Below are 24289 nucleotides of genomic sequence, written 5' to 3' on the forward strand. Positions count from 1 at the left end.
AAGGGAGCAATTGTACACCCGCCCCCGCCTGACCGGGAGACATCGGGGTGAACGGTTATGTCGGCATCTGACAGGCAAACGCCGTCAGAGTTGCGGCCAAACCGGTCGCGTTCCACGCCGCTGGGCATCGAGAATCGCCCGACACAGCGAGCACAGGCGACGATCACGGTAGATCGAGCGCTCTACCCCGGACCATCGCGGCTGAGCGGGCAGCAACGTACCGCACAAGGTACGGTCGGCCGAACACCCCAATTCAAGTTGGCGAGCCACCAGATGAACGCGGATCTCCTGGCAGGCGAACAGATCGAGCTGTTCGTCAGGCTCGATCAATTGATAGGCATACAGGGACCAGGCAGGACGCGGCATTGAGGGCTCCAAATCGGGGGCGCAACATTAGCCGAAAGCCGGTCACTAGAAAAGCGTCATAACAGCGGTTTTATCACCGGCCAGGCATTATCCAGCAGCCGCTGCTGCGCGCCCTGCGCCGGATGCAGCCCATCGGCCTGCATCAACTCGGGCACGCCACCCACGCCCTCCAGGAAAAACGGTACCAAGGGCACCTGTTTGTCCTTGGCCAGGTTGTCATACACCTTGGCAAACGCTTCGGTATAACGCACCCCGTAGTTGGGCGGCAGACGCATGCCCAGCAACACCACCTTGGCACCCGCAGCACGGGAACGGTCGATCATCGAAGCAAGATTTTGTTGCAATTGCGCGGGCAACTGCCCACGCAGGCCATCGTTGCCACCCAACTCCAGCACCACCAGCTCGGGCTTGTGCTCTGCAAGCAGCGCAGGCAGGCGCGCCTGGCCTCCTGCACTGGTATCGCCACTGATTGACGCGTTGACCACCTGGCTGTCGAATCCCTCGGTTTTCAGACGTGCCTGCAACAACGACACCCACCCCTGACGGGTATCCAGGCCGAAACCCGCGCTGATACTATCCCCGACGATCAACACGGTACCCGCCGTGGCAAGCTGCGCCATGCACAGCAAGGCCAGACCGGCACTCAATAACCACACTCGCATCGGATTCTCCATGGGCCCCAGCATTCTCATTGCGCAGAACCTTAGCAAAGTGGTTCCCAGCGCGGAAGGCGATCTGACTATCCTGCATGAACTGTCGCTGGACCTGAAACAGGGCGACAGCCTGGCCATCGTGGGTGCCTCGGGCTCCGGCAAGTCGACACTGCTCGGCCTGCTCGCCGGCCTGGACCTGCCCAGCGCCGGCACCGTCACCCTGGCCGGGAACGATCTTGGCTCCCTGGACGAAGACCGTCGTGCCCAGGTACGCGCCGAACATGTCGGCTTCGTTTTCCAGTCGTTCCAATTGCTGGACAGCCTGAGTGCGCTGGAGAACGTCATGCTACCGCTGGAACTCGACGACCGCCCCGACGCCCGCGAGCACGCTCGCAGCCTGCTGGAGCGGGTCGGCCTGGGCCAACGCCTGAGCCATTTGCCACGCCAGCTTTCCGGTGGCGAACAGCAGCGAGTGGCCATCGCCCGCGCCTTTGCCGCAGACCCTGCCGTGCTGTTTGCCGATGAACCGACCGGCAACCTCGACAGCCACACAGGCGAGCGTATTAGCGACCTGTTGTTTGAGCTGAACCAGGAACGTGGCACGACGTTGGTACTGGTCACCCACGATGAACGCCTGGCCAAGCGCTGCCGTCGCCTGATCCACCTGGAAGCGGGTCGCCTGGTCACCCCCCTGGAGCCCTGATGGCACACCTGTCGTTTTTCCGTCTGCTGAGCCTGGCATTACGTCAGTTGCTGCGCGATGCACGTGCGGGCGAGTTGCGCGTGCTGTTCTTTGCCTTGGTCATCGCGGTGACCGCCAGCACCGCCATCGGCTACTTCGGCGCACGCCTGAATGGCGCCATGCTGCTGCGCGCCACCGAATTTCTTGGAGCCGACCTGGTACTGCAAGGCAGTTCACCGGCGAACACCGCGCAAATCAACACCGGGATCGATCAGGGGCTCGAACATGCGCGTGTCGTAGAGTTTTCCAGTGTCATCGCCACCGACAGCGGCATCCAGCTCTCCAGTATCAAGGCGACAGACAACAACTACCCACTGCGCGGTGAATTGCGCAGCGCGGCAGAGCCCTATGGCACGGAGACCCCCGGCAAAGGCCCGGCGCCGGGCGAAGCCTGGGTCGAGTCGCGCCTGCTGGCAGCACTGAATCTTAAAGTCGGTGACAGCATCGACGTCGGCATGAAGACCCTGCGCATGAGCCGGGTGCTGACCTATGAGCCGGACCGCGCCGGCAACTTCTACAGCCTGACGCCCAGGGTACTGATCAACCTGGCCGACCTTGACGCTACGGGCGTGGTTCAACCCGGCAGTCGGGTCACCTACCGCGACCTGTGGCGTGGCGCACCTGCGGCGCTGGTCGCCTATCAGGAGGCGATCAAACCGACGCTCGCGGCCCACCAGCAACTGCTGAATTCACGTGACGGCAACCGCCAGATCGGCGGCGCCCTGGGCAAGGCCGAACGTTACCTGAACATGGCCAGCCTGGTGGCCGTACTGCTGGCAGGCGTGGCGGTGGCCCTGTCGGCCAGCCGTTTCGCCAGCCGGCGTTTCGATGCCAGCGCCCTGCTGCGTTGCCTGGGCCTTTCGCGGCGCCAGGCACTCCTGCTGTTTAGCCTGCAACTGGCAATACTTGGCGGCATAGCAGCCTTCAGTGGCGCATTGCTGGGCTGGCTGGCCCAGTTTGGCCTGTTCCAACTGCTCAAAGGCTTGTTGCCCGACGAGATTCCGCCAGGCGGTATTGCCCCGGCACTGGCCGGCATAGCGACCGGCCTGGTGGCATTGGCGGGCTTCGCATTGCCTCCCTTGGCTGCATTGGGCCGGGTTCCCCCTTTGCGCGTGCTACGCCGCGACCTGCTGCCCGTGCCGCCAAGCAGTTGGTTGGTCTATGGCGCGGCACTGTTCGCCCTCGGCCTGATCATGTGGCGGTTAAGCCTGGACCTGCTACTGACGTTTGCACTGCTAGGGGGCGGCCTGATCGCGGCCCTGCTGCTCGGCGGTTTGTTGCTGCTTGGCTTGCGCAGCCTGCGCCGCCTGCTGGCCAACGCACCCCTGGCGTGGCGCCTGGGCCTCGGTCAATTACTGCGCCATCCGCTGGGCGCTGCGGGTCAGTCACTGGCCTTTGGCCTGATCCTTCTGGCCATGGCACTGATCGCCCTGCTACGCGGCGAACTGCTCGACACCTGGCAGAACCAACTGCCCAAGGATGCGCCCAACTATTTTGCCTTGAACATCCTGCCGGATGACAAGGGCGACTTTGCCCACCGTCTGAGCGAGTTCTCCGCCCAGGCCGCCCCCCTGTTCCCGGTAATCCCCGGTCGCCTTACGCACATCAACGGCGAAGCAGTACAGCAAATCGTCAGCAAGGACTCTACCGGCGACCGCGCCATTCAGCGTGACCTGAGCCTGACCTGGGCAGCCGATCTGCCTCAGGGCAACACCCTCAGTGCCGGTCAGTGGTGGCAGGCCAATCCCCCGGCAGACGCGCTTCCCGGCGTATCGGTCGAAGCCGACCTGGCCGCAAGCCTGAAGCTCAAACTCGGTGACCACTTGACGTTCAGCATTGGTGGCATGGAGCGCGAGGCTCAGGTCAGCAGCCTGCGCACCGTCAACTGGGACAGTTTCCAACCCAACTTCTACATGATCTTCCAGCCCGGTACCCTACAGGACCTGCCAACCACCTACCTGACCAGCTTCTACCTGGCACCTGGTCACGACCAACAACTGGTGGCCCTGTCCCGCGCCTTCCCGGCGGTGACGATCCTCCAGGTCGACGCCTTGCTCAATCAACTGCGCAGTATCCTCGGGCAAGTGACACTGGCGGTGGAGTATGTCCTGCTGTTTGTCTTGGCTGCCGGCTTGACCGTGCTGTTCGCCGGCCTGCAGGCAACGCTCGACGAACGCATTCACCAAGGTGCGCTACTGCGAGCATTGGGGGCCGGTCGCAGCGTATTGATCAAGACCCGGCGTATCGAGTTTGGCTTGCTGGGTGCGGCCAGTGGCTTGCTCGCTGCGCTGGGCACCGAACTGATCAGCCTGCTGCTGTATCACTATGCCTTTGACCTGAAATGGAGCCCGCACCCCTGGCTGCTGGTATTACCGCTACTGGGCGCGTTGCTGATTGGTGGCGCCGGGGTATTCGGCACGCGCCGTGCGCTCAATGCCAGCCCACTGACCGTGCTGCGCGAGGGCTGATAGACTCGCGATGCTCACTGAAACAGACCACTACGAACATCAGGCAATCACTAAGAGACACCCTGCCCCATGAGCCGTTATCGCCCGCCGCGCAGTGCCGGCACCGCTTTGATCACACCGGAAGGCGAAGCGCGCATGCGTGCTGAGCTACACGAACTCTGGCATGTGCGCCGCCCCCAAGTCACCCAGGCCGTCAGCGAAGCGGCGGCTCAAGGCGACCGTTCGGAAAACGCGGAATACACCTACGGCAAGAAGATGCTGCGTGAAATCGACAGCCGTGTACGCTTCCTGACCAAACGACTGGAAAGCCTCAAGGTTGTCGACGAGCGACCCAGCGACCCGAACAAGGTTTATTTCGGTGCCTGGGTCACCATCGAGAACGAGGACGGCGAGCAGTCGCGCTACCGCATCGTCGGCCCGGATGAACTGGACCTCAAACTGGGCCTGATCAGCATCGACTCACCGCTGGCCCGCGCCCTGATCGGCAAGGCCCTGGACGCCGAAGTGCGGGTGCAGGCACCCACCGGCGAGCAACTCATCTACATCGTCGAAATCGACTACCCGTGAATGCCTGCGCCGCCCCTTGAGGTCACGGCGCACAACGAGGCGGGTCACGCGCGGGTGATCAGCCCTTGGCTAGCGATACGGGTCAGATGGCCAATGACCTCTGCGGCCTCTTCTGCCGAGGGCGACTGCACCACAGCCAAATCGAAACGGTCATTGCCGAAGCCACCCAGTGCAACGTTGTTGTCGGCAAACTGGATCAGGAAGGCCGTGGCACGGCCTTTACGGCGAGGCCAACCATCGAGGTAACGCAGGAGTGTCGGTTGATGCTGGCCGCCCAGCAGAATACGTGGCGTACGCGCCGCTTGGCTGGCAGGAAGGGGGCTTAGGCAAACACTGGTACGTGGGCAACTCATGGAGTGATTCTCCGCCTCGCAGATCCCGCTGGGCTGCGGTGGGAGGCGTCACCGAACCAGCGTTTTAGCGGTATTCGGTCACTCGTTTCGGAGTGCCCTGCGCCCCGCAAGTAGCTGTTTAAATCGGCGCAAGTCAGCATCCTAGAGAAGCGGCGGGCGGGCTGTCAACACACTCAGAAACAAAAGGCCTGCGATGCAGGCCTTATGCGTTTTCTGTGGGGTGCAGGCTTGCCTGAAAGGGCTACTTGGCGATCAGACCGTCCACCGATGCCTTGCCCGCGCCCTCGAACAGGACTGCCAGCGAACCACCCAGCAAGGCCAAGGCGAACTCGTAGCCATTGTTGGCCATGAACAATCCGTTGTGGATATGGGCCGAGAAGATGGCAACGATCAGGGTCACCACCAGCGCCAGCGCTGCGGGACGGGCCAGCAAGCCAAGCACCAGCGCCAGCCCACCGAAGAACTCGGCACCACCGGACATCAGCGCCATCAACAACCCAGGCGCAAGGCCCAGGCTTTCCATGAACTGGGCTGTACCAGCCAGACCACCACCGCCAAACAGACCAAAGAGCTTCTGCGCCCCATGGGCCATGAAGATGATCCCGACCATCACACGTACCAGTGTAAGGCCCCAGCCAGCGCGGCTGATCAGTACGGAGTTGAGCGCTTTCATTAGGTATTCCTTTAGCAAGTGAGGAGAAGTTGGTCGCCATATTAATCAAATCCATAAATGCTAAAAGCGCAAAAATCCTACAATAACAATCGATTTTATTGATAAATAGACCGAACCGTCCCTAGGCTTCTATCGGTACTTCAGGCGCTCACCTTCAATCGATCGCCAGAACGTATCTGTTCGCACCTTCACGTACGGTGCCTGCGGGACTTGAGCGGAAAGCACCGTTAAACAGGTTGAAAAACTTGCATTTATTGTTATTTTCCAAGGATTTTCAGGCATAAAAGCCACTCTTTCGAGGTAGGACCATGGAACTCATCGACATCGGCGTTAACCTGACCAACCCGAGCTTTGCTGGCCAACAGGCCGCTTTGCTTGAGCGTGCCGAGGCCGCCGGTGTAAGCCAGATGCTGGTTACGGGTACCAGCCTGGCAGGCAGCGAGCAGGCACTGGAACTGTGCCTGCAACTTGATGAACCGGGCCTGCGCTTGTTCAGTACTGCGGGCATCCACCCCCACGATGCCAGCAGTTGGACAACGGACAGTGCTCGCCAACTGCGAACACTCCTGGAGCAGCCACGTGTGCGCGCGGTGGGTGAATGCGGACTGGACTTCAATCGCGACTTTTCCCCTCGCCCTAAGCAGGAAAAAGTCCTGGAGGAGCACCTGAGCCTGGCGGCTGAACTGCAGATGCCGGTATTCCTCCATGAACGCGATGCCAGCGAACGTCTGCTGCAGATCCTCAAGGGCTTTCGTGATCGCCTACCTGCCGCCGTGGTGCATTGCTTCACAGGCGAACGCACCGCGCTGTTCGGTTACCTCGATCTGGACCTGCATATCGGGATCACAGGCTGGATCTGCGACGAGCGCCGCGGCACACACCTTCACCCACTGGTCAGCAGCATTCCTCGGGGCCGACTGATGCTTGAAAGCGATGCCCCCTACCTGCTACCGCGCAGCCTGCGACCCAAACCTAAAAGTGGCCGCAACGAGCCGGCCTTTCTGCCTGAAGTGCTCAATGAAGTGGCGCGTCATCGCGGCGAAACCCCAGAACAGGTAGCAGGCCATACCACCGCCTGCGCCCGGGCCTTCTTCAGCCTGCCGGAGATTGCTTGACGCATATCAAGACTTACCCGTAAAAGCGAAGGCAAAATGATGGCACCTTGCCAAAAATAACTCCGCTCAATCAGAGAAGACCTACCATGGGTGCCTGGCTTAGCAATATCTCCCTGAAATACAAATTCTGGGCCGTCAACGCTGTCGCCTTCGTCACAACGTTGTTCCTGGTGCTGTATGCCGTGCACCTGGAGCAGCAAGCCCGGGCCGAAGAAGCCCAGAACAAGGCGCAGACGGAAGCACGTCTGCTGGCGGCCTGGCCTGCGGGCCAACCGCTGCCTCAGGATCATCGATACCTGAACATCAGTGCCGGGCAAACCCCAAGCTTCAATGGCGAAGCCCTGCCCGCCTTGAGCACGGCACAAGGCTGGGTCTCGTTGAGCCGCTTTCCGGTGCTGGGCGACGACCCGCTGGTTGGCGCCCAGGTCATCAGCCGCGACGGTCAGCAGATCGCAGTGATGGCCCAGGCCCCGAGCCTGTTTCAAGTGTTCAGCGACCGATTCGTCAACTATGCCGTGTGCGTACTGATCCTGATGCTGGCCATGCTCTGCGCCTCGCAACTGCTGATCCGGTTCCTGCTCAGCCAGCTCAACACGCTCAAGGACGTGATGCTCCATGTGGAGAAGACCGGTGACCTGTCGGCCCGGGTACCACTGGCCTGCGGCGATGAAGTCGGGCAGATGGCCTCGGCATTCAATGCCATGCAGACCACCTATCACCGCGTCGTCAACACCGTCGCTCGCACGGCAGCGCAACTTGACTCCGGCGCGGCACGCCTGGCCGCAAGCATGAGCGAGGTACGCCACGGCATGCTTGGCCAACAAAGTGAAACCGACCAGGCCGCGACGGCGATCAACGAAATGTCCGCCACCGTGTACCACATTGCTCAGCATGCCGGCGCTACCCGCGACCTGTCGCAGACTGCTGACGCCCTGGCCGGCAGCGGCCAGGAAGTGGTCAGCCGGGTACAGACCTCGATTGCCGGATTGTCCAGCGGTGTGCAGCAAACCGCTGAAATGATCCACCAGCTCGCCGAAGACAGCCAGAAGATCAATGGTGTGGTGAACGTGATCCACAGCATCGCCGAGCAAACCAACCTGCTCGCCCTCAACGCCGCCATCGAGGCCGCACGTGCGGGTGACCTGGGCCGTGGTTTCGCGGTCGTCGCCGACGAGGTGCGCAATCTGGCCAAACGCGTGCAGACATCCACCGACGAGATCACCACCATGGTCGCTGCCTTGCAAGCGGGTACCCGTGATGCCGTGGACTTCATGCAGGAAAGCTCGTACAAGGCCGACGATTGCGTCAAGCAGGCGCAGGAAGCTGGCGAAGCCTTGGCCGAGATCACCGGCGCCGTGGCGCAGATGCGTGAAAGCAATACCCAGATCGCTGTCGCAGCGGAACAACAAAGCCAGGTGGCCGAAGAAATGAACCGCGCCGTGGTGAGTATCCGCGACGTCACCGAGGAAACCGTACAGCAGACCGTCGATTCGGCCACCACCAGCAGCGAACTGGCAACCCTGGCCGGCGAATTGAGCAAAGCCATCGGCCAGCTCAAGTTGTAACCCCGATAGACAGGCCCCATTGGCCCTCATTCGAGGGCCAAACTATTCTTCAGGTATGAGTCGATAACTGCCTGAGGAGCCTTGCGATGAGCAAACGCCTGCCCAACCTGCCCGCCTGGCAATGGCGAAATTACCATCATCACCACCGTCACCCGACCAACCTGGCGCTGCACTTGATTGCCGTACCGTTGTTCGTCCTTGGCACGTTACTGGTGCTGACTGGCCTGTTCAATCTGGATCTGGGCGTCATGGCCGTGGGGGTGTTAGCCCTGTTCGCCGCGCTCACACTGCAGCGTCAGGGGCATCGTCTGGAAGCACAACAACCTGAACCCTTCAGTAATCGCAAGGACGCTGTGCATAGGGTACTGGTGGAGCAATTCATTACCTTCCCGCGCTTTGTCCTCAGCGGTGCCTGGTGGCGCGCATGGCGCGAACGGCACCGTCACTGACCTTGGGGGAAAAACTCAGGCCATGCCAATTGACCGGTTTATCGACGCTCAATGTCTGCCTGCAATTGCGCCAGGCTCCGGTCGGCGCGAGCCTCAGCCTCGCGCAACTGGCTTTGCCAGTGCCCGACACAGGGCATCAGGTCGCGTTGCTGCTCAGCCTGCAACAACCACTGCACCAGGTCGTGCCAGTCGCCCAGATCGCCCTGTACGCACTTGAGCTGCTGCTGTAGCCGATCAGTCAGACGCTCCAGTTGCGGATAGGCCTCGGCACCATAGCGGACCCGCTTGACCAACAAGCGCAGGCGATGGCGATCATGGGCAGGATCCTTGAGTGCCTTGTGCAACCCCTTCCACTGCGTACCCAGACGCTTGTCGATGCGCTGGCTCAGGCGGCGAGTCAGTTTCTGGCGCTGCGCCGCACGCAGAAACACGGGAAAAGCATCAATGATCGCCTGCAGCCGTTGCAGCTCCGCGCTAACGGCTACCTGCGCGAATGCCTCGCCCTCCTTGTCCAGCCGTCGCTGGGCAGCCGCATGCTGGCCACGCTCCAACAGTTGGGCGGCCAGTACCTCGCGGTCACGCAACGGGGTTGTCAGCTCACCCAGCCTGCCTGCGGCATGTTCCAGGTGGTCAACCCCAGGCAAACCACGCAGGGGCCTCAGCAGGCTGCGTAAACGCCTCACACCGATGCGCAGGTCATGCAACGCCTCGCTGTCCGTATTGGCCTCAAGACGCGCCTGACACGCCATCAAGCGAACCTGCAGGCTCAGCATCTGGGCAATTACATGATCGAGCATTGCCGCCATGTCCAACTCCTGAGAGGTTAACGTCCAGCGCGGGATTCACGGATGTAGAAACGGGCTCTCTCGGCTTTGCTGGTGCAGCCATCGAACGCCTCGAACTGCTGTTGGGTCTTGGCGCCGGTCAACAGTGACAATGCCTTAGAGTAGCTCACGGTACCCGCGAAGCCTTCGGCCTTGGCCAGGTCGAGCTCTTTCCAGGCCGCGTCGAGCTGCGTGGCGCAACTGTCGCGATAGGCCGTCTTACCGGCACAACCGCTCAGGGCCAAGGCAATCAGCGCCAGGGAAATCCATGCTTTCATCAGCAACACCTCAAAGAAAAAAACCAAGTGGGAAACTTCGACGGCAGGGTTGAACAAAAGTGCCCCGCTCAGCCTAACGCAGCGTGTCTATCGATTGAAGCACAGCTACGATTAGGTGCATTGTTAGACCATTGACGGACGAATACCGCCCCAGGAGCAATCATGAGCAAACGTGTGGCACTGGTGTTGGGGTCGGGTGGTGCTCGAGGCTATGCGCATATTGGCGTGATCGAGGAAATCGAACGTCGAGGTTACGATATCGCCTGTATTGCTGGCTGCTCCATGGGCGCGGTGGTTGGCGGGATTTACGCAGCGGGCAAACTTGATCAGTACCGCAACTGGATTGAAAGCCTGGACTACCTGGATGTACTGCGCCTGGTGGACGTGAGCTTCCGTCTCGGGGCGATTCGCGGCGAAAAGATCTTCGGTCAAATCCGCAAGATCGTCGGCGAGATCAACATCGAAGAACTGCGGATTCCCTACACCGCCGTCGCCGCCGACCTGACCAACCAACAGGAAATCTGGTTTCAGGAAGGCTGCCTGCATCAGGCGATGCGTGCCTCCGCAGCAATTCCGAGCCTGTTCACGCCCGTGGTGCAAGGCAACCGCATGCTGGTCGACGGCGGCATCCTCAATCCGTTGCCGATCATCCCGGTAGTGTCGAGCCATTGCGACCTGATCATTGCGGTCAACCTTAACGCAACCAACCAGAAACACTACCAGTTACCGGTCATCGAACGCCCCCCAGCCTTCAGAATGCGCTTTGACAGCCTGATCAGCTCGCTCGGTTCGCACCTTCCATTTCGGCGCAAACAGGCCGAGCACCTGATACAACTGGACCAGGAAATCAGCCCGGTCACACCGGCCCCTAACCCCTGGCTCAGCGAAGCCGCCGACCCCGAAGCCCAGCAGCCGGCAGCGGCACCGGAAATCGACGGAGCGCCAAAATCGGCCAGCGGCTCATTCATCATCGACAACGTTGGCCCAGCGTCGCTGCTGGACCTGATCAACCAGAGTTTCGAGGTGATGCAGACGTCGCTGGCACAATACAAAATCGCCGGCTACCCGCCGGATGTACTGATCAACGTGCCGAAACGGGTGTGTCGCTTCTTTGAGTTCTACAAGGCACCTGAGCTGATTGCGCTGGGACGGCAGATAGCCAGCGATACCCTGGACAACTATGAAGGAGAGCGGCGCTAAGCGAGGCTGGCGGCTACAAAACCCTGGCGTTCAAATCGCGTCGGGACCGATCAATCGATACCCCACGCCGGGTTCTGTGACGATAAACCGCGGCGAGGTGGGATCATCACCCAGCTTCTGCCGTACGTGGGCAACAACGATCCGCAAGTAGTGACTGTCATCGACATGGGTCGGCCCCCAGATGTCCTTGAGCAGTTGCTGCTGGGTAATCACCCGCCCCGGATGGCTGGCCAACTGCGCCAACAAGGCGTACTCCTTACGCGTCAACGCCACTTCAACACCGTCGAGGGTTACCCGGCGAAACGCAAGATCAACGGTCAGCGGCCCGAAGCAGGGTGCAGATTCCTGCGCGACCGCCTGTGGCGCCTGACGCAACAGCGCCCGAACCCGCGCCAGGAACTCCTGGATACCAAAGGGTTTGGTGACATAGTCATTGGCACCACCATCCAGCGCCTCGACCTTCTGCACTTCACTGGCCCGCACTGACAAGACCAGCACCGGCACCTGGCTCCATTCGCGTAACTCGCGCAGCACGTGTTGCCCGTCCATGTCCGGCAAGCCGAGGTCAAGTACCACCAGGTCCGGGCGGGCCAACGCCGCCTGGCTCAGCCCTTCGCTGCCCGTCGCAGCCTCCAGTACCTTGTAGCCTTGGGAGCTGAGGCTGATGCGCAGAAATTTACGAATCTGTGGTTCGTCGTCAATGACCAGCAAGGTCGCGGTCTGGCTCATGGCGTGTCGCTGTCCAGTTCAGGTTGGGCCGGGAGCGGCAAGCATAGTGTGATACAGGTGCCCTGGCCATCAATGCCCTCGGCAACCCGTATATGTCCGCCATGGGCGCCGATCATGCCCTGGCAAATCGCCAGGCCAAGACCTGTACCCTGCCCGCCTCGGTCTCCTCGGGCAGCGGTGTAGAACATGTCGAAGATCCGTTCACGCTCGTTCGGTGGAATGCCCGGGCCTTGGTCGCTGACCGCGAAACACAGCATCTTTTCTTCGATGGTGACACACAGGTCGAGTCGCCCTTGAGGCGGCGAAAAGCGTGCAGCGTTTTCCAGTACGTTGATCAGGGCCTGTTCAATCAGCGCCGCATGAACGTACAGCAAGGGCAGGTCTGCCGGAACGTCAGCGTGCAGTTGAAACGGCGCCAGTACCACTCGCAGGCGGTTCAACGCGCTGCCGACGATATCTGCCGGTGCCACCCAGTCGCGGGCCAGCGTCAGCCCTCCGTGGCCGAGCCGGGTCATGTCCAGCAGGTTCTGGATATAGCGGTCAAGGCGCTCGGCCTCGTCCCGAGTACCTTCAAGCAACTCACGACGGTCCTCAAGAGGAATGGCCTCGCCCAGTGCCAGCAGGCTGTCGATGCTGCCCCGCATGGCGGTGAGCGGAGTACGCAAATCATGGGAGACCGAGGCCAGCAAGGCACTGCGCAATTGCTCGGTCTCACCATGCAACCGCGCAGCCTCCAATTCATCGGCCAGCCGGGCGCGCGCCAGGGCCTGAGCCAGTGGCTGACTCAAGGCCTTGAGCATGCGCTGGCGCTGCGGCGTCAGCACATGCCCTTCACGGGGACGAACACCGAGCAAGGCCAGAGGTCCCTCCTCGGCAGACAATGGCCACCACCACCATCGCCCATTGGGCAGGGTGTCGCTGCCAAGCCCCGCAGCCTGGTCGTGCTGCCAAGCCCAATCGGCGGCGGCACGCTCATTGTCGCTGAACTGCAATGCCCCACCACTGGCCACCCGCAGTGCACCTTCGGCATCGCGTTCGAGCAGGCACACCTGCAAATCATGCGGGCTGTCCAGGTACTGGCCGGCGGCAGTGAACACCGCCTGACGGTCCGTCGCCGCCGTCAGCTTGCGCGACAGGTCGAGCAACTGATTGGTCTGCTCCTGGGTTTCACGCAGTGCTTGTAGCTGCCGACGCTGGCGGGCAGCCAGGTTACCGGTCAAGGCCGCCATCAACAGGAAGAACAATGAAGTCAGGACATCTTCTTCACGCTGGATGCTCAAGGAAAACGTTGGAGGAATGAACAAGAAGTCATAGCTAAGAAACGACAGCACGGCGCAGGCCAGCGCTGGCCCCAGGCTACTGCGTACCGCAACCAGCAGCACAGCGGCAAGAAACACCAGCGAGATGTTCGGCAACGCCAATACACTGGCAACCGCCCAGGCCAGGCCGCTCGCCAACACCGTGGCTAGCAGCGCCAGCACGTAATGGCGCCAGACCCACTCCCCTTCCAGAGGCACGCGCACAGGTTCAGGCTGGGCATCCCGGTTGAGCACGTTGATTTCCAGGCCATGCGCTTCGCGTAACAGCCGAGCGGCGACCCCAGCACCAAACAGACGACGGCGCAGCCGATCCCGCGACTGCCCGACCAGCACCAGGTTGGCACGGCGCTCGGCCGCATGCTGGATCAGGGTTTTCGCCACTTCACCAGCACGCAACACCACCACCTCACCGCCCAAGCGCTCAGCCAACTGCTGGGCAGCCTGCAGGCGTTGACGGGCTGTTTCATCACGCAACCGACCGTTATCGACATGCACCAGGCTCCAGGGCAAGTGACGACGCTGTGCTACACGACTGGCATGGCGCACCAGCCGTTCGGCCTGCGCATCACCATCGACGCCAACCAACAACCGTCCGCGCAACGTCGGCGCGTCTCGCCCCAATTTGCGGTAACCGTGCGCCAGATCGGCATCGACCTGGGCGGCGGCTGTCTGCATGGCCAACTCGCGCAACGCGGTGAGGTTGGTTTGAGTAAAGAAGGCATCAATCGCAGCGCGGGCCTGCTCGGGCACGTACACCTTGCCATCGCGCAGCCGCTCCAGCAGCTCACGGGGCGGCAGGTCGATCAGCACCAGTTCAAAGGCCTCCTGCAGCACCCAGTCCGGCAGCGTCTCGCGCACCTGAACACCTGTGATGCCGCGAATGTGATCATTCAAGCTTTCCAGATGCTGGACGTTGACCGTGGTGTAGACGTCGATGCCCGCCGCCAGCAATTCCTGCACGTCCTGCCAGCGCTTGGTATGACGACTGCCCGGTGCATTACTGTGGGCCAGCTCATCCACCAGCACCAGTTGGGGAGCGGCCTTGAGCAGACCGTCCAGGTCCATTTCCTCGAGCATCACACCACGGTATTCCGAACGCACCCGCGGCTGCTGTGGCAAACCGCCGAGCAACGCTTCGGTCTCGGCTCGACCATGGGTTTCGACCACCGCCGCCAGCACCTTGACCCCATGCCGCAACTGGGCGTGAGCGGCTTGCAACATCGCATAGGTCTTGCCCACGCCAGGTGCCGCCCCCAGGAACACCTTCAGTCGGCCGCGGCCCTCGCGCGGCAGCTCGGCCAACAACGCATCGGCGCGTTCGGAATGATTCATGGTCTCGGCTTTTCCTTATTTCAGCACAGGTGCCATTTGATCCAGTGCCCGATTGAGGGCCAGGATATTGACCACCGGCGGGCCAACCAGCGGCTGCAGGGTGAACTGCTCGACCAGACCTTGCAAGGCCTGCACCGGAACCTGCCGCGCCGCCGCCACCTTAGGCACCTGATAAGCCACTGCCGCAGGTGGCAGGTGCGGGTCCAGGCCGCTGCCGGAGGTGGTCAACAATGCCAGGGGAACCGGCCCCTGCTCGGCGGTGAACAAAATTGCCGCCGACGCATCTACGCGACTGGCCAGCGCCGGGTTGCTCGGGGCCAGGTTGCTCGCACCGCTGGCCACCGTGGCGTAGTCAGCCGCCGAAGGTCGCGACTGGAACCAGGCATCACCTTGGAATGCCTGGGCAATTTGCAGCGAGCCGCGCACCTGCCCCTGGTCGTCGCGCAGCAAGCTGCCATTGGCCTGTTCGGGAAAAACCACCTGCGCAACGCCGGTAACCACCAATGGGTACACCGCACCGGTGATCAGGGTCATCAACAGCATCAGGCTCAAGGCCGGACGTACTAGCGTAGTCATCTTCAACTCCTCGGTTCAGACCAGGTGCAGCGCATTGAGCAGCAGATCGATCAACTTGATCCCGGCAAACGGTACGACCAACCCACCCACCCCATAGATCAGTAGATTGCGACGCAGCAAGTGGGCGGCACTGGCCGCTTTTACCCGCACCCCTCGCAGAGCCAGCGGAATCAGCACGACAATGATCAAGGCGTTAAACACAATCGCCGACAGGATCGCACTCTGCGGACTGGCCAGTTGCATGAGGTTCAGTACCCCCAGTTGCGGGTAGATGACAGCAAACAGGGCCGGAAGAATGGCAAAGTACTTGGCCACATCGTTGGCGATGGAGAAGGTTGTCAGGGCCCCACGGGTGACCAACAGCTCCTTGCCCACCTGCACCACATCCAGCAGCTTGGTCGGGTCACTGTCCAGGTCGACCATGTTGGCGGCTTCGCGTGCGGCCTGGGTACCGTCATTCATGGCCATGCCGACATCCGCCTGGGCCAGTGCCGGGGCGTCGTTGGCACCATCACCACACATCGCGACCAAGCGCCCGTCGTTCTGCTCCTGGCGAATGCGCGCCAGCTTCTTCTCTGGGGTGGCCTCAGCCAACACATCATCCACCCCAGCTTCAGCAGCGATGGCAGCGGCGGTCAGAGGGTTGTCGCCCGTCACCATCACCGTGCGGATACCCAACTGACGCAACTCGGCGAAACGTTCCCGAATACCCGGCTTTACCACGTCCTTGAGGTGAATGACGCCAAGCAAGCGCTTGTCCATGCAAACCAACAGCGGCGTACCGCCACTCTGGGCAATCCTGTCGACTTCCTTGGTCAAGGCGGTCGGCATGTCCAGGCGCTGCATACCGACGAAAGCCAGCACCGAGTCCACAGCCCCCTTGCGGTAGCGGCGTTGCTGGTAATCAATGCCCGACAGACGTGTCTCGGCGGTGAATGGCACGACCGTCAACGCACTGGCCTGCGGTTCGCTGAAGTCGTGCAACTGACGCAAGTACTCGACAATCGACTTGCCTTCCGCCGTGTCATCGGCCAGCGAAGCGAACAAGGCACCCTCACCCAGTTCGCGGGCACTAACCCCAGGCGCGGCATGCAAAGCACTGCAACGACGGTTGCCAAAGGTGATAGTGCCGGTCTTGTCGAGCATCAATACATGCACATCACCGGCAGCCTCGACTGCGCGCCCCGACCGGGCAATGACGTTCAACCGCACCAGGCGATCCATGCCGGCGATACCAATGGCCGAAAGCAAACCGCCAATGGTGGTCGGAATCAGGGTCACCAACAGTGCCACCAGGAACACCAGCGGAATCGCACCGCCGGCAAAATAGGCGAACGGCTGCAAGGTAACCACGACCACCAGGAAGATCAGGGTCAAGCCGATCAACAGGATGTCCAGGGCGATCTCGTTGGGTGTTTTCTGCCGTTTGGCACCTTCGACCAGGGCAATCATCCGGTCCAGGGTCGACTCACCAGGGTTGCTGGTGATCTTGATCAACAGCCAGTCAGAGACCAGCCGGGTGTTGCCGGTGACCGCCGAGCGATCACCGCCCGACTCACGAATCACCGGTGCAGACTCACCGGTAATAGCCGCTTCGTTGACCGCTGCGATGCCTTCAAGCACCTCGCCGTCACCGGGGATCATCTCACCGGCCAGCACCTTGACCACATCACCTTTGCGCAGCGCCGTGGCCGGCACCACGTCATAGTTGCCGGTGGCGTTACGACGACGGCAACTGAGGCCCTGGCTACCTGCCTTGAGGCTGTCGGCGCGGGCTTTGCCCCGGCCTTCAGCCAATGCTTCGGCAAAGTTGGCGAAAAGCACGGTAAACCAGAGCCACAGGGCGATTTGCAGCGCCACACTTGTGGGCACGGCGCTGTCAGGCAACAGGCAGAGTACGGTGGTAAAAACAGCCGTCAACTCGACCACCAGCATCACCGGCGCACGTTTCAACTGGCGCGGATCAAGTTTGACGAACGCTTGCACCAAGGCTGGCCGCCACAGCGCAGCGAAAGTCGTCCGGGCCTGTTCGGCCGGCACCGCATTCACATCAGGAATCGGCATGTTCATGATTCTCTCCTTAGAAGCCCAGGCTCAGGTGTTCAGCGACCGGGCCCAAGGCCAGGGCCGGCAGGAAGGTCAGGCCACCGATCAACAGGATGGTGACCAGCAGCAAGGTGACAAACAGCGGACCATGGGTCGGAAAGCTGTTCTGCCCTACCGGCGCGGTTTTCTTCAGCGCCAGGCTGCCGGCCAGGGCCAGTACCGGGAGAATGTAACCAAAGCGGCCAATGAGCATGCCCAGGCCAAGCATCACGTTGTGGAACGTGGTGTTCGCACCCAACCCGGCGAAGGCTGAACCGTTGTTGGCACTGGCCGAGGTGTAGGCATACAGCAATTGGCTGAAACCGTGGGCACCCGGGTTGCTCACAGCGCCAGCAGGGCCAGGCAAGCTGGTCGCCAGCGCACCGAGCACCAGCACACCGAGCGGCATCACCAGCAGGGTTGCCACCAGCAATTGCACCTCACGCGCCTGCAGTTTCTTGCCCAGGTACTCGGGGGTTCGACCGATCATCAGGCCCGCCAGGAACACGGCGATCAGCACGTTCAGCAGCATGCCGTAGAGCCCGGCACCCACCCCGCCAAAAATCACCTCCCCCACCATCATGTTGACCATCGCCACCATGCTGCTGATCGGGTTGAGGCTGTCGTGCATGTTGTTCACCGAGCCATTGGAGGCCGCCGTCGTGGTGACCGTCCATAACACGCTACCCGTGGTGCCGAAGCGGCTTTCCTTGCCTTCAAGCGGCGCAGCCTGTTCGACCTGAGGGTTGCTCAGTGCAGGGTTGGCCTGGTACTCGGACCACAGTGCCGTCGCACCACCGATCAAGAACAACGCAAGCATGCAGGCGATGATCGCCCGGCTTTGGCGCAGATCCTTGACGTAGTGGCCAAACGTGAACACCAGCGCCACCGGAATGAGGATGATTGAAGACACCTCGAAGAGGTTGCTCCAGGCACTGGGGTTCTCAAACGGATGCGCCGAGTTAACCCCAAAGAAGCCACCACCGTTGGTACCCAGTTGCTTGATTGCAATCTGGCTGGCAGCCGGCCCCAGCGGAATAACCTGCTCGACGCCTTGCAGGGTGACGGCCTTGACGTAGTCGCTCAAGGTTTGTGGCACCCCCTGCCAGACCAGCAACAACGCCAGTACCAGGCAAAGCGGCAGCAAGCCATAGAGGGTGGCGCGAGTCATGTCGACCCAGAAGTTACCCAAGGTACTCGCCGAGCGCCGGGCAATGCCGCGACACAACGCAACCAGCACGGCAAGCCCTGTGGCAGCACTGACGAAGTTCTGCACCGTCAGGCCCAGCATCTGGCTCAGGTAGCTGACCGAGGCCTCACCGCTGTAGGACTGCCAGTTGGTGTTGGTCATGAAACTGACGGCGGTGTTGAAGGCCAACGACCATTCCTGCCCCGGCAAGTGTTGCGGGTTGAGCGGCAGGTAGCCTTGCAGTAGCAGTACACCGAACACCAGCAAAAAACCGCTCAGGTTGAACGCCAGCAGGGCCAGCGTGTACGTCTGCCAGCTCTGCTCAGTACCCGGATCGACACCCGCAATCCGATAGCAGCCCCGCTCCACTGGCCCGAGGATCGGTGTCAGCCAGGTACGCTGCCCCTCCATGACCTTGTAGTAGAAGCGGCCAAGCCAAGGTGCCGGCAACAAGACGATGGCGAAAAATGCCAGCAGCAACGCGTAATCGTAACTGTGCATGGCCACTCCTAGCCCCTGTCCGCGCGCAACAGCGCGGCCATCAGATAAACCCACAACGCCACTGCCAGCAGCAGTGACACCCCGTCCAGAATGCTCATCACAACTCTCCGTCTCGCAGCACAGTGCCGCTGACGGTCATTGTCGGAAGAGAGGCTGTAAAGGAACGAGAGCGAGTACCTGATGAAGGTATAAAGAGTGCGTAAAGATCGCCGACGGCGCTACAGCAAGGTCAGGTACGCGGCGAGTCAGGCTCGCTGCGCGCCCAGTCCAGCAGCAGGCTGTAGGCCACTGCGAGCAAGGTTGGGCCGATGAACAAACCAATGAAACCGAACGCCAGCAAGCCACCAAACACGCCAAGCAGGACAATCACCAGCGGCAGGTCACCACCACGGCTGATCAAGTAGGGTTTGAGCACGTTGTCGACGCCACTGATGATGAACATGCCCCATATGCCAAGGAACACCGCCATACCGTATTCGCCCTTCCAGACCAGCCACGCGGTGGCGGGTATCCAGGCCAGTGGCGGGCCCATGGGGATCAGGCTGAGCATGAAGGTAATGATGCTCAACACCAGCGCACCCGGGATGCCTGCAATCAAGAAACCAATCAATGCCAGCAAGGCCTGGGCCGCCGCCGTGCCGATCACGCCATTGACCACCCGTTGCACGGTTCCGGCGACCAGGTCGAGGTAGTAACCGGCACGCTCACCGATCAGGCGACCCAACAGGCTCAGGACAAACGCGGCCAGACGCGGCCCGTCACGGTAGAAAAAGAACACGAACACCAGGCTCAGGACAATTTCGAGCATGCCGCTGCCGATCTGTGCACTGCGCGCCAGCAACCAGTTGCCGACCTGGCCCAGGTAAGGCTTGAGATTGGCCAGCATGGCCACACCTTGCTGGTCGACAGCGACCCAGATACCCACCAGGCGTGCGCCGATCAGCGGGATACTGCCCAACCAGCTCGGCGCATCGGGCAGACCGTCCACCTGTACGTCTCGAATGAATGCCGTGGCATCACGAACATGGTCCACCAGATTGAAACCCAGCCAGACCAGCGGCAAGGCCACCAGTAAAATCCACAGCGAGGTCAGGAGCGCTGCGGCCAGGGCCTCACGGTTGCCCAGCACACGCGTCAACAGGCGCATCAGCGGCCAACTGGCATACGCCAGGATCGCCCCCCAAAGCAACGCGGAGAAAAACGGAGCCATCACCCAAAGGCCGGCCCCGAGCAACCCCAACAGAATTATCTGTACCAGCAGTCGGTCGTTACTAGGCATGGTGGCTCCCCAGTCAGTGAATCAATTCAACGTGCAGGCCGCTAGCGCCGCCTTGGCCGACCTCCAACCGAGTGGCGCGCACACCGGCCTTGATCAACTGCTCGCGCCAGGCTTCAGCCTGAGTACCCGACAGTGTGACACGCAGGGTGCTGTCCAGGTTCAAACTGCGTCCAAGCAGCACAACCCAGTCCGCCAGAGGCTCACCACTCAGGTCGGGATAGTCCAGCTTGCCGGTACTGCGCAGCTCACGCAGCACCGTTGCCGGGGTCGGTAAAACAACCGCCAGTGGTGCGCTGGCGACAAATTGCTCGGTATGCAGATACGCCCGCTTGTTTCCACGGGTGATGCCATACACGGCGATCAAGGTGTCTTGCGCTGGTGCACCCAGGCGCAGGAGCACAAAGGCCTGTTGTTCATCGGAACCATAGAGCCGGGCATTGCCAAACACGTCATTGGCCCAGAGGTTGCTCTCGCCACAGTCGCGCGCCTCACACCAGAACAAGACCTGGCCGCCCTGTGCCTGCAAGGCTTCTCGTGCCTGCGTGAAGGCCTCGCTGGCGGTTCGCTCGACCGGCAACTGCCAGGTCACTGAACTGAGCAGGCCACGGCTTTCAATCTTGTTCTCCATGCGCAATTGGCCGCTGATCTTGCGCAAGGCCCCTAGCGGATAAACGCGTTCCTGTTCGGTTGCGGCATGTTGATCGACCACTTTTGCATCCGTCGGTACCGGCAGTTCGGCGGCGACCAGCGGCCCGGCAACGAGCAAGGCCAGGGCGGAAATGGCAGATTTCAGGCTCGTCATATTCATCGGCACGCCACGCCCTGAAGGGCGCTGCGAGGTGAGGCAGTGTTGCACTTGATCATGGTTGTCTCCCTGTTCAACCCGCCAAGCCTCGACAGTTGCCAGCTGCAAGTCAAGAAATGGCAAAGAAGCGATTGAAACAGTCTGCGACAAGGGAAGCGCCGGCCTCATCGTTCAGGTGCAGGTGGTGGCCACCCGGCAGTTGTTTCTGCTCAAAGGGTAGCTGCTCAAGCAAGGACGTGTGCCGCGCCAACATGCCGTCCGCGGCCACGATCAACTGTGCCGGGCAAGCAATGCGGCGCACGAAACTCTGGGCCTGCTCATCACTCAAGCGTAGCGCCGAGGGTAATGTCAGACGGCTGTCGCTGCGCCAGGTAAAACCACCCGGCACGGTAACCAGACCCCGTTGGGCGAGCAGCTCTGCCGCCTCACGACTCACCGCCACCACACCCTTCATGCGCGCCTCGACCGCTTGCTCCAGCGTTGCATACACCGGCTTGGGCTTTTTGCCGTGGCGCAACTGCGCCTGCAGAGCCATGCCCATGCGCTCGGCCGTGTCTTCCTCGCCGGCGGTCGGCGGGACAACACCGTCAATCAGGGCCAGACGCCCGATGCGTTCAGGCACCGACCCCGCCAGCACCACCGATACGATTGCCCCCAAGGAATGCCCTATCAGGGAAAACCGTTCCCACCCCAAGTGCTCGGCGAGCCTCAACACGTCGAAGGCATAGTCCCACAGCGCATAACCGGCCCCCGGCGGGCGGTGCCCGGAGAGACCATGCCCAGCCAGGTCCAGGGCGACAACACGCAGCCCCGTCAGCTTCGGGGCCAGTCGAGCAAAACTGTTGGCGTTATCAAGCCAGCCGTGCAACGCAATCACCGGACGGCCATCGGCCGGGCCGAACAGTTGCGCCGCCAACTCGATGTGCCCCAGGTTCAGGCGCACCTCTTCAACCGGCCCCTTCATACACTGTGCTCCTGCCAGCGGTCGAACAACCCCTTGAGCAGGCTGGCCGTATCAGTGGGGCGCTCCAACGGAAACATGTGCCCGCCGGGCACACTGTGAAATTCTCCACGCGGCATGCGACGAACTGCGTAGGCATGGTGACGCTTGATCACCCGACTGTGGCTGCCGCGCACCATCGCCAGCGGGATCGATACCTGACGGACGTGCCCGGGGCTGACATGCGGCAGGCTGCGGTAGATGCTGATTTCAGTGGCTGGATCGAAGCGCAGACGCAGTGCATTCTCTGCCTCCTCGAGCCCATGCTGCAGGTAAGCGTCGAGGCAGTCAGGGTCAAAATTGCGAAACAGGGTCTTGCCTGTGAAGTAGGCCCGCGCAGTCTCGCGATCGGGAAACGCCTCGCGTCGGCCCAGGGTACGCCCGGCCGGTGTGAGGCGATCAATGAAACCAAAGCGCTTGGCCGTGCGTATCAGCCACTCGTCAGCGCGTGTCAGCACCGGCGAATCCAGCATCACGACACCGCGGTAAAACTGTGGGCAGCGCATGGCCGCATGCAGGTGCAACACGCCCCCCAGGGAATGCCCAACCCCCCAGACCGGCGCAGGCTGCTGCTGCAGATGGTGGATCAACTCGTCGACCAGGCTCTGCCAGTTGTCGTTGACGGGAAAACGCGGGTCATGGGCATGCTGAGGCAGATGGCTGACCTGGTAGTCAGGCGCCAGAGCAGCGAAAAGCTTGCCGTAGGTGGCCGATGGGAAACCGTTGGCATGAGCGAAGAAGATCTGCTGCGACATGGCCGCCCGTCCGAGTGGAGTAATGGCATTATTGTCCGCGCCGACTCTGCGCGGGGCAATGTCCGGAAAAGCCATCAGAGACGGCAATCAGGTCAATAGAACGGTGACAAGGCTCGTCAACCACGCCAGGCCGAAGGCAACCTGGGCGCAACGGCCTGAATCATCCGCGCATTCAACGGCTGGGGGTATCCTCGCCCAGTGCAATGACGGCGATCGTCAACCGTGAAATACAGCTGGTCTTGCCCTCCTCGGCACTCAGACGGATGTCCCATACGTGGGTACTGCGCCCGATATGCACCGGTCGCGCCGTTGCGGTAACCCGGCCACTGCGCAAGCCACGCAGGTGGTTGGCGTTGACTTCAAGGCCCACGCAGTAGAATTTTTCCGGGTCGATACACAAGTAGCTGGCCATGGAGCCCACGGTTTCGGCCAGCACCACCGACGCGCCCCCATGCAGCAAGCCGAACGGTTGGCGGGTACGCTGGTCGACCACCATGCTGGCCGTTAGCGAGTCGTCGCTGAACGACTCGAAACGGATGTCCAGTACCTCGCCAATGGTATTTTTCTGCTGGTGATTGAGCTGGTCGATATCAGGCTGGGTGTACCAGATGCTCATGGGCGAGTCCTTTATTGTTCTGGTGTTCTGGATTGGGGCAAGGTCAAGGATGACTCAGGCTACGCAAGGTCATCAAGCCGGCCAACGGCCAGTCGCCCTCAAGCTCGGCGAGCGTGGCGGTGCCCATCGGCTGCGGCTCACGTCGATGACCCTGCTCAAGCATCCCCACCAGCGTGCCGACCAAGGGCTGATGGCTGACCAACAGCACATGCTCCAGGCCCAGTTTGTCGAGCTCGGCGATCACCTGGTCGGCTCCGCTCTCTGGGGTCAACCACGGTACGGTGATCAGGGGCTTGTCGAAGGACAGCGCGTCGCAGACCAGCATGGCCGTCTGTTGTGCACGCACATAAGGACTGGCCAGGACCGCTTGCAGCGGCTGCCCGAGCAACTGCGCGGCACTGCGCAATACCTGCTCACGGCCATGTTCGGTCAGACGGCGCTCGGCATCGCTATGGGCGCGCGCCTCGGCCTCACCATGACGCAGCACCCAGAGCTTCATAGCTTAGGCTCCTCATCACGCACCGGATGCGCCGCCGCAGGTACGCTGTGAGGGGCTTCGCCTTCCGCGGCGCGCGGGCTTGGCCAGTCAGCAAATGGCCAGGGCTTCTGGTCGCTGTGAAAGCTGCCGAAACGGCCAATCTGCGCCAGGTACTGGCTGAGGCTGTCACCGAAATTCATCAGGCTGGCACTCGGCGCCCCATAGATCAGCCGATAGACCAACTGCACCAGTACCAGGCCGCCCAGCAACAGCTCGGCCAGTTGCCACACCACCAGGAACACCAGCATCCAGAGGATACGCAGACCAATCGATTCGCATTGGGCCTGTTTCGGGGATTCGTTCATCTACTGC

26 protein-coding genes are annotated in these 24289 nt (G+C 61.7%); 7 read left to right on the forward strand and 19 right to left on the reverse strand.

Features of this window, described 5'->3' with window-relative positions; all coding sequences use genetic code 11:
- Positions 1-84: 84 nt before the first annotated feature.
- Together IE038_RS17195 and IE038_RS17200 are read right to left on the reverse strand one after the other, a co-directional pair.
- On the reverse strand, positions 85-366 hold the full coding sequence (locus tag IE038_RS17195; protein ID WP_163931618.1) for a hypothetical protein: 282 nt from the start codon (positions 364-366) through the stop codon (positions 85-87).
- A 56-nt stretch (positions 367-422) separates the two neighbouring features.
- Positions 423-1028: an arylesterase gene (locus IE038_RS17200; protein ID WP_163931615.1), complete on the reverse strand. Its 606-nt coding sequence runs from the start codon at positions 1026-1028 to the stop codon at positions 423-425.
- A gap of 10 nt (positions 1029-1038) precedes the next feature.
- Between IE038_RS17200 and IE038_RS17205 the strand changes: the two genes are divergently transcribed.
- The 3 genes from IE038_RS17205 to greB all read left to right on the forward strand — a co-directional run bounded on the left by IE038_RS17205 (position 1039) and on the right by greB (position 4796).
- Positions 1039-1722, forward strand: coding sequence for an ABC transporter ATP-binding protein (locus IE038_RS17205; protein WP_163931612.1), 684 nt, complete (start codon positions 1039-1041; stop codon positions 1720-1722).
- On the forward strand, positions 1722-4229 hold the full coding sequence (locus IE038_RS17210) for an ABC transporter permease (RefSeq protein ID WP_189395988.1): 2508 nt from the start codon (positions 1722-1724) through the stop codon (positions 4227-4229). The genes IE038_RS17205 and IE038_RS17210 overlap by 1 nt, the downstream gene beginning before the upstream one ends.
- A 69-nt stretch (positions 4230-4298) precedes the next feature.
- Positions 4299-4796 (forward strand): transcription elongation factor GreB, encoded by a 498-nt coding sequence (greB, locus tag IE038_RS17215; RefSeq protein ID WP_163931609.1) that lies wholly within the window; start codon positions 4299-4301, stop codon positions 4794-4796.
- Positions 4797-4840: 44 nt separating this feature from the next.
- On the opposite strand, the gene IE038_RS17220 is transcribed toward greB, so the two are convergent.
- Positions 4841-5149: a hypothetical protein gene (locus IE038_RS17220; RefSeq protein ID WP_163931606.1), complete on the reverse strand. Its 309-nt coding sequence runs from the start codon at positions 5147-5149 to the stop codon at positions 4841-4843.
- Positions 5150-5390: 241 nt separating this feature from the next.
- Positions 5391-5822, reverse strand: a complete 432-nt coding sequence (locus IE038_RS17225) for a DoxX family protein (RefSeq protein WP_163931602.1) — start codon at positions 5820-5822, stop codon at positions 5391-5393.
- 308 nt (positions 5823-6130) lie between these two features.
- Here IE038_RS17225 and IE038_RS17230 point away from each other — a divergent pair, with 308 nt between their 5' ends.
- From IE038_RS17230 to IE038_RS17240, 3 genes are all read left to right on the forward strand, one after another.
- A complete protein-coding gene (locus IE038_RS17230; protein WP_163931598.1) occupies positions 6131-6937 on the forward strand; it encodes a TatD family hydrolase in 807 nt (268 codons plus the stop codon).
- Between the two features lie 86 nt (positions 6938-7023).
- Positions 7024-8502: a methyl-accepting chemotaxis protein gene (locus tag IE038_RS17235; protein ID WP_163931595.1), complete on the forward strand. Its 1479-nt coding sequence runs from the start codon at positions 7024-7026 to the stop codon at positions 8500-8502.
- 86 nt (positions 8503-8588) lie between these two features.
- On the forward strand, positions 8589-8951 hold the full coding sequence (locus tag IE038_RS17240) for an Mpo1-like protein (protein WP_163931594.1): 363 nt from the start codon (positions 8589-8591) through the stop codon (positions 8949-8951).
- Positions 8952-8989: 38 nt separating this feature from the next.
- Here the strand turns inward: IE038_RS17240 and IE038_RS17245 are convergent, their stop codons facing one another.
- Positions 8990-9757, reverse strand: a complete 768-nt coding sequence (locus IE038_RS17245) for a CHAD domain-containing protein (protein ID WP_163931591.1) — start codon at positions 9755-9757, stop codon at positions 8990-8992.
- A gap of 17 nt (positions 9758-9774) precedes the next feature.
- Positions 9775-10053 (reverse strand): hypothetical protein, encoded by a 279-nt coding sequence (locus IE038_RS17250; RefSeq protein ID WP_163931588.1) that lies wholly within the window; start codon positions 10051-10053, stop codon positions 9775-9777.
- A gap of 162 nt (positions 10054-10215) precedes the next feature.
- On the opposite strand from IE038_RS17250, the gene IE038_RS17255 reads away from it, so the two are divergent.
- Complete coding sequence (locus IE038_RS17255) at positions 10216-11253, forward strand: patatin-like phospholipase family protein (RefSeq protein WP_163931584.1); 1038 nt, start codon at positions 10216-10218, stop codon at positions 11251-11253.
- A gap of 30 nt (positions 11254-11283) precedes the next feature.
- On the opposite strand, the gene IE038_RS17260 is transcribed toward IE038_RS17255, so the two are convergent.
- The 13 genes from IE038_RS17260 to IE038_RS17320 all read right to left on the reverse strand — a co-directional run bounded on the left by IE038_RS17260 (position 11284) and on the right by IE038_RS17320 (position 24282).
- Positions 11284-11982: a response regulator gene (locus IE038_RS17260; RefSeq protein WP_163931581.1), complete on the reverse strand. Its 699-nt coding sequence runs from the start codon at positions 11980-11982 to the stop codon at positions 11284-11286.
- Positions 11979-14633, reverse strand: a complete 2655-nt coding sequence (locus tag IE038_RS17265) for a DUF4118 domain-containing protein (protein ID WP_189395989.1) — start codon at positions 14631-14633, stop codon at positions 11979-11981. Before IE038_RS17265 ends, IE038_RS17260 begins: the two co-directional genes overlap by 4 nt.
- 15 nt (positions 14634-14648) lie before the next feature.
- Positions 14649-15209 carry a potassium-transporting ATPase subunit KdpC gene (gene kdpC, locus IE038_RS17270; RefSeq protein WP_163931578.1) on the reverse strand — a complete coding sequence of 187 codons (561 nt, stop codon included), beginning with the start codon at positions 15207-15209 and terminating at the stop codon, positions 14649-14651.
- 15 nt (positions 15210-15224) lie between these two features.
- Positions 15225-17279, reverse strand: a complete 2055-nt coding sequence (kdpB, locus tag IE038_RS17275; protein ID WP_163931575.1) for a potassium-transporting ATPase subunit KdpB — start codon at positions 17277-17279, stop codon at positions 15225-15227.
- A gap of 10 nt (positions 17280-17289) precedes the next feature.
- A complete protein-coding gene (gene kdpA / locus IE038_RS17280) occupies positions 17290-18984 on the reverse strand; it encodes a potassium-transporting ATPase subunit KdpA (protein ID WP_189395990.1) in 1695 nt (564 codons plus the stop codon).
- An 8-nt stretch (positions 18985-18992) separates the two neighbouring features.
- Entirely contained in the window at positions 18993-19082 is a 90-nt protein-coding gene (gene kdpF / locus IE038_RS17285; protein ID WP_065759426.1) for a K(+)-transporting ATPase subunit F, read from the reverse strand.
- A gap of 131 nt (positions 19083-19213) precedes the next feature.
- Entirely contained in the window at positions 19214-20263 is a 1050-nt protein-coding gene (locus tag IE038_RS17290) for an AI-2E family transporter (RefSeq protein ID WP_163931572.1), read from the reverse strand.
- Positions 20264-20276: 13 nt separating this feature from the next.
- On the reverse strand, positions 20277-21065 hold the full coding sequence (locus IE038_RS17295) for a DUF4892 domain-containing protein (RefSeq protein ID WP_163931625.1): 789 nt from the start codon (positions 21063-21065) through the stop codon (positions 20277-20279).
- A 112-nt stretch (positions 21066-21177) separates the two neighbouring features.
- Positions 21178-22032, reverse strand: a complete 855-nt coding sequence (locus IE038_RS17300) for an alpha/beta hydrolase (RefSeq protein ID WP_189395991.1) — start codon at positions 22030-22032, stop codon at positions 21178-21180.
- Entirely contained in the window at positions 22029-22823 is a 795-nt protein-coding gene (locus IE038_RS17305) for an alpha/beta fold hydrolase (RefSeq protein WP_163931569.1), read from the reverse strand. Before IE038_RS17305 ends, IE038_RS17300 begins: the two co-directional genes overlap by 4 nt.
- 172 nt (positions 22824-22995) lie before the next feature.
- Positions 22996-23439 (reverse strand): hotdog fold thioesterase, encoded by a 444-nt coding sequence (locus tag IE038_RS17310; RefSeq protein WP_163931566.1) that lies wholly within the window; start codon positions 23437-23439, stop codon positions 22996-22998.
- Between the two features lie 43 nt (positions 23440-23482).
- Positions 23483-23938: a phosphohistidine phosphatase SixA gene (gene sixA, locus IE038_RS17315; protein ID WP_189395992.1), complete on the reverse strand. Its 456-nt coding sequence runs from the start codon at positions 23936-23938 to the stop codon at positions 23483-23485.
- Positions 23935-24282 (reverse strand): DUF4389 domain-containing protein, encoded by a 348-nt coding sequence (locus tag IE038_RS17320; RefSeq protein ID WP_163931560.1) that lies wholly within the window; start codon positions 24280-24282, stop codon positions 23935-23937. Before IE038_RS17320 ends, sixA begins: the two co-directional genes overlap by 4 nt.
- Between the last annotated feature and the right edge of the window lie 7 nt (positions 24283-24289).

The organism is Pseudomonas laurentiana (assembly GCF_014648275.1).
Taxonomy (GTDB): Bacteria; Pseudomonadota; Gammaproteobacteria; order Pseudomonadales; family Pseudomonadaceae; genus Aquipseudomonas; species Aquipseudomonas laurentiana.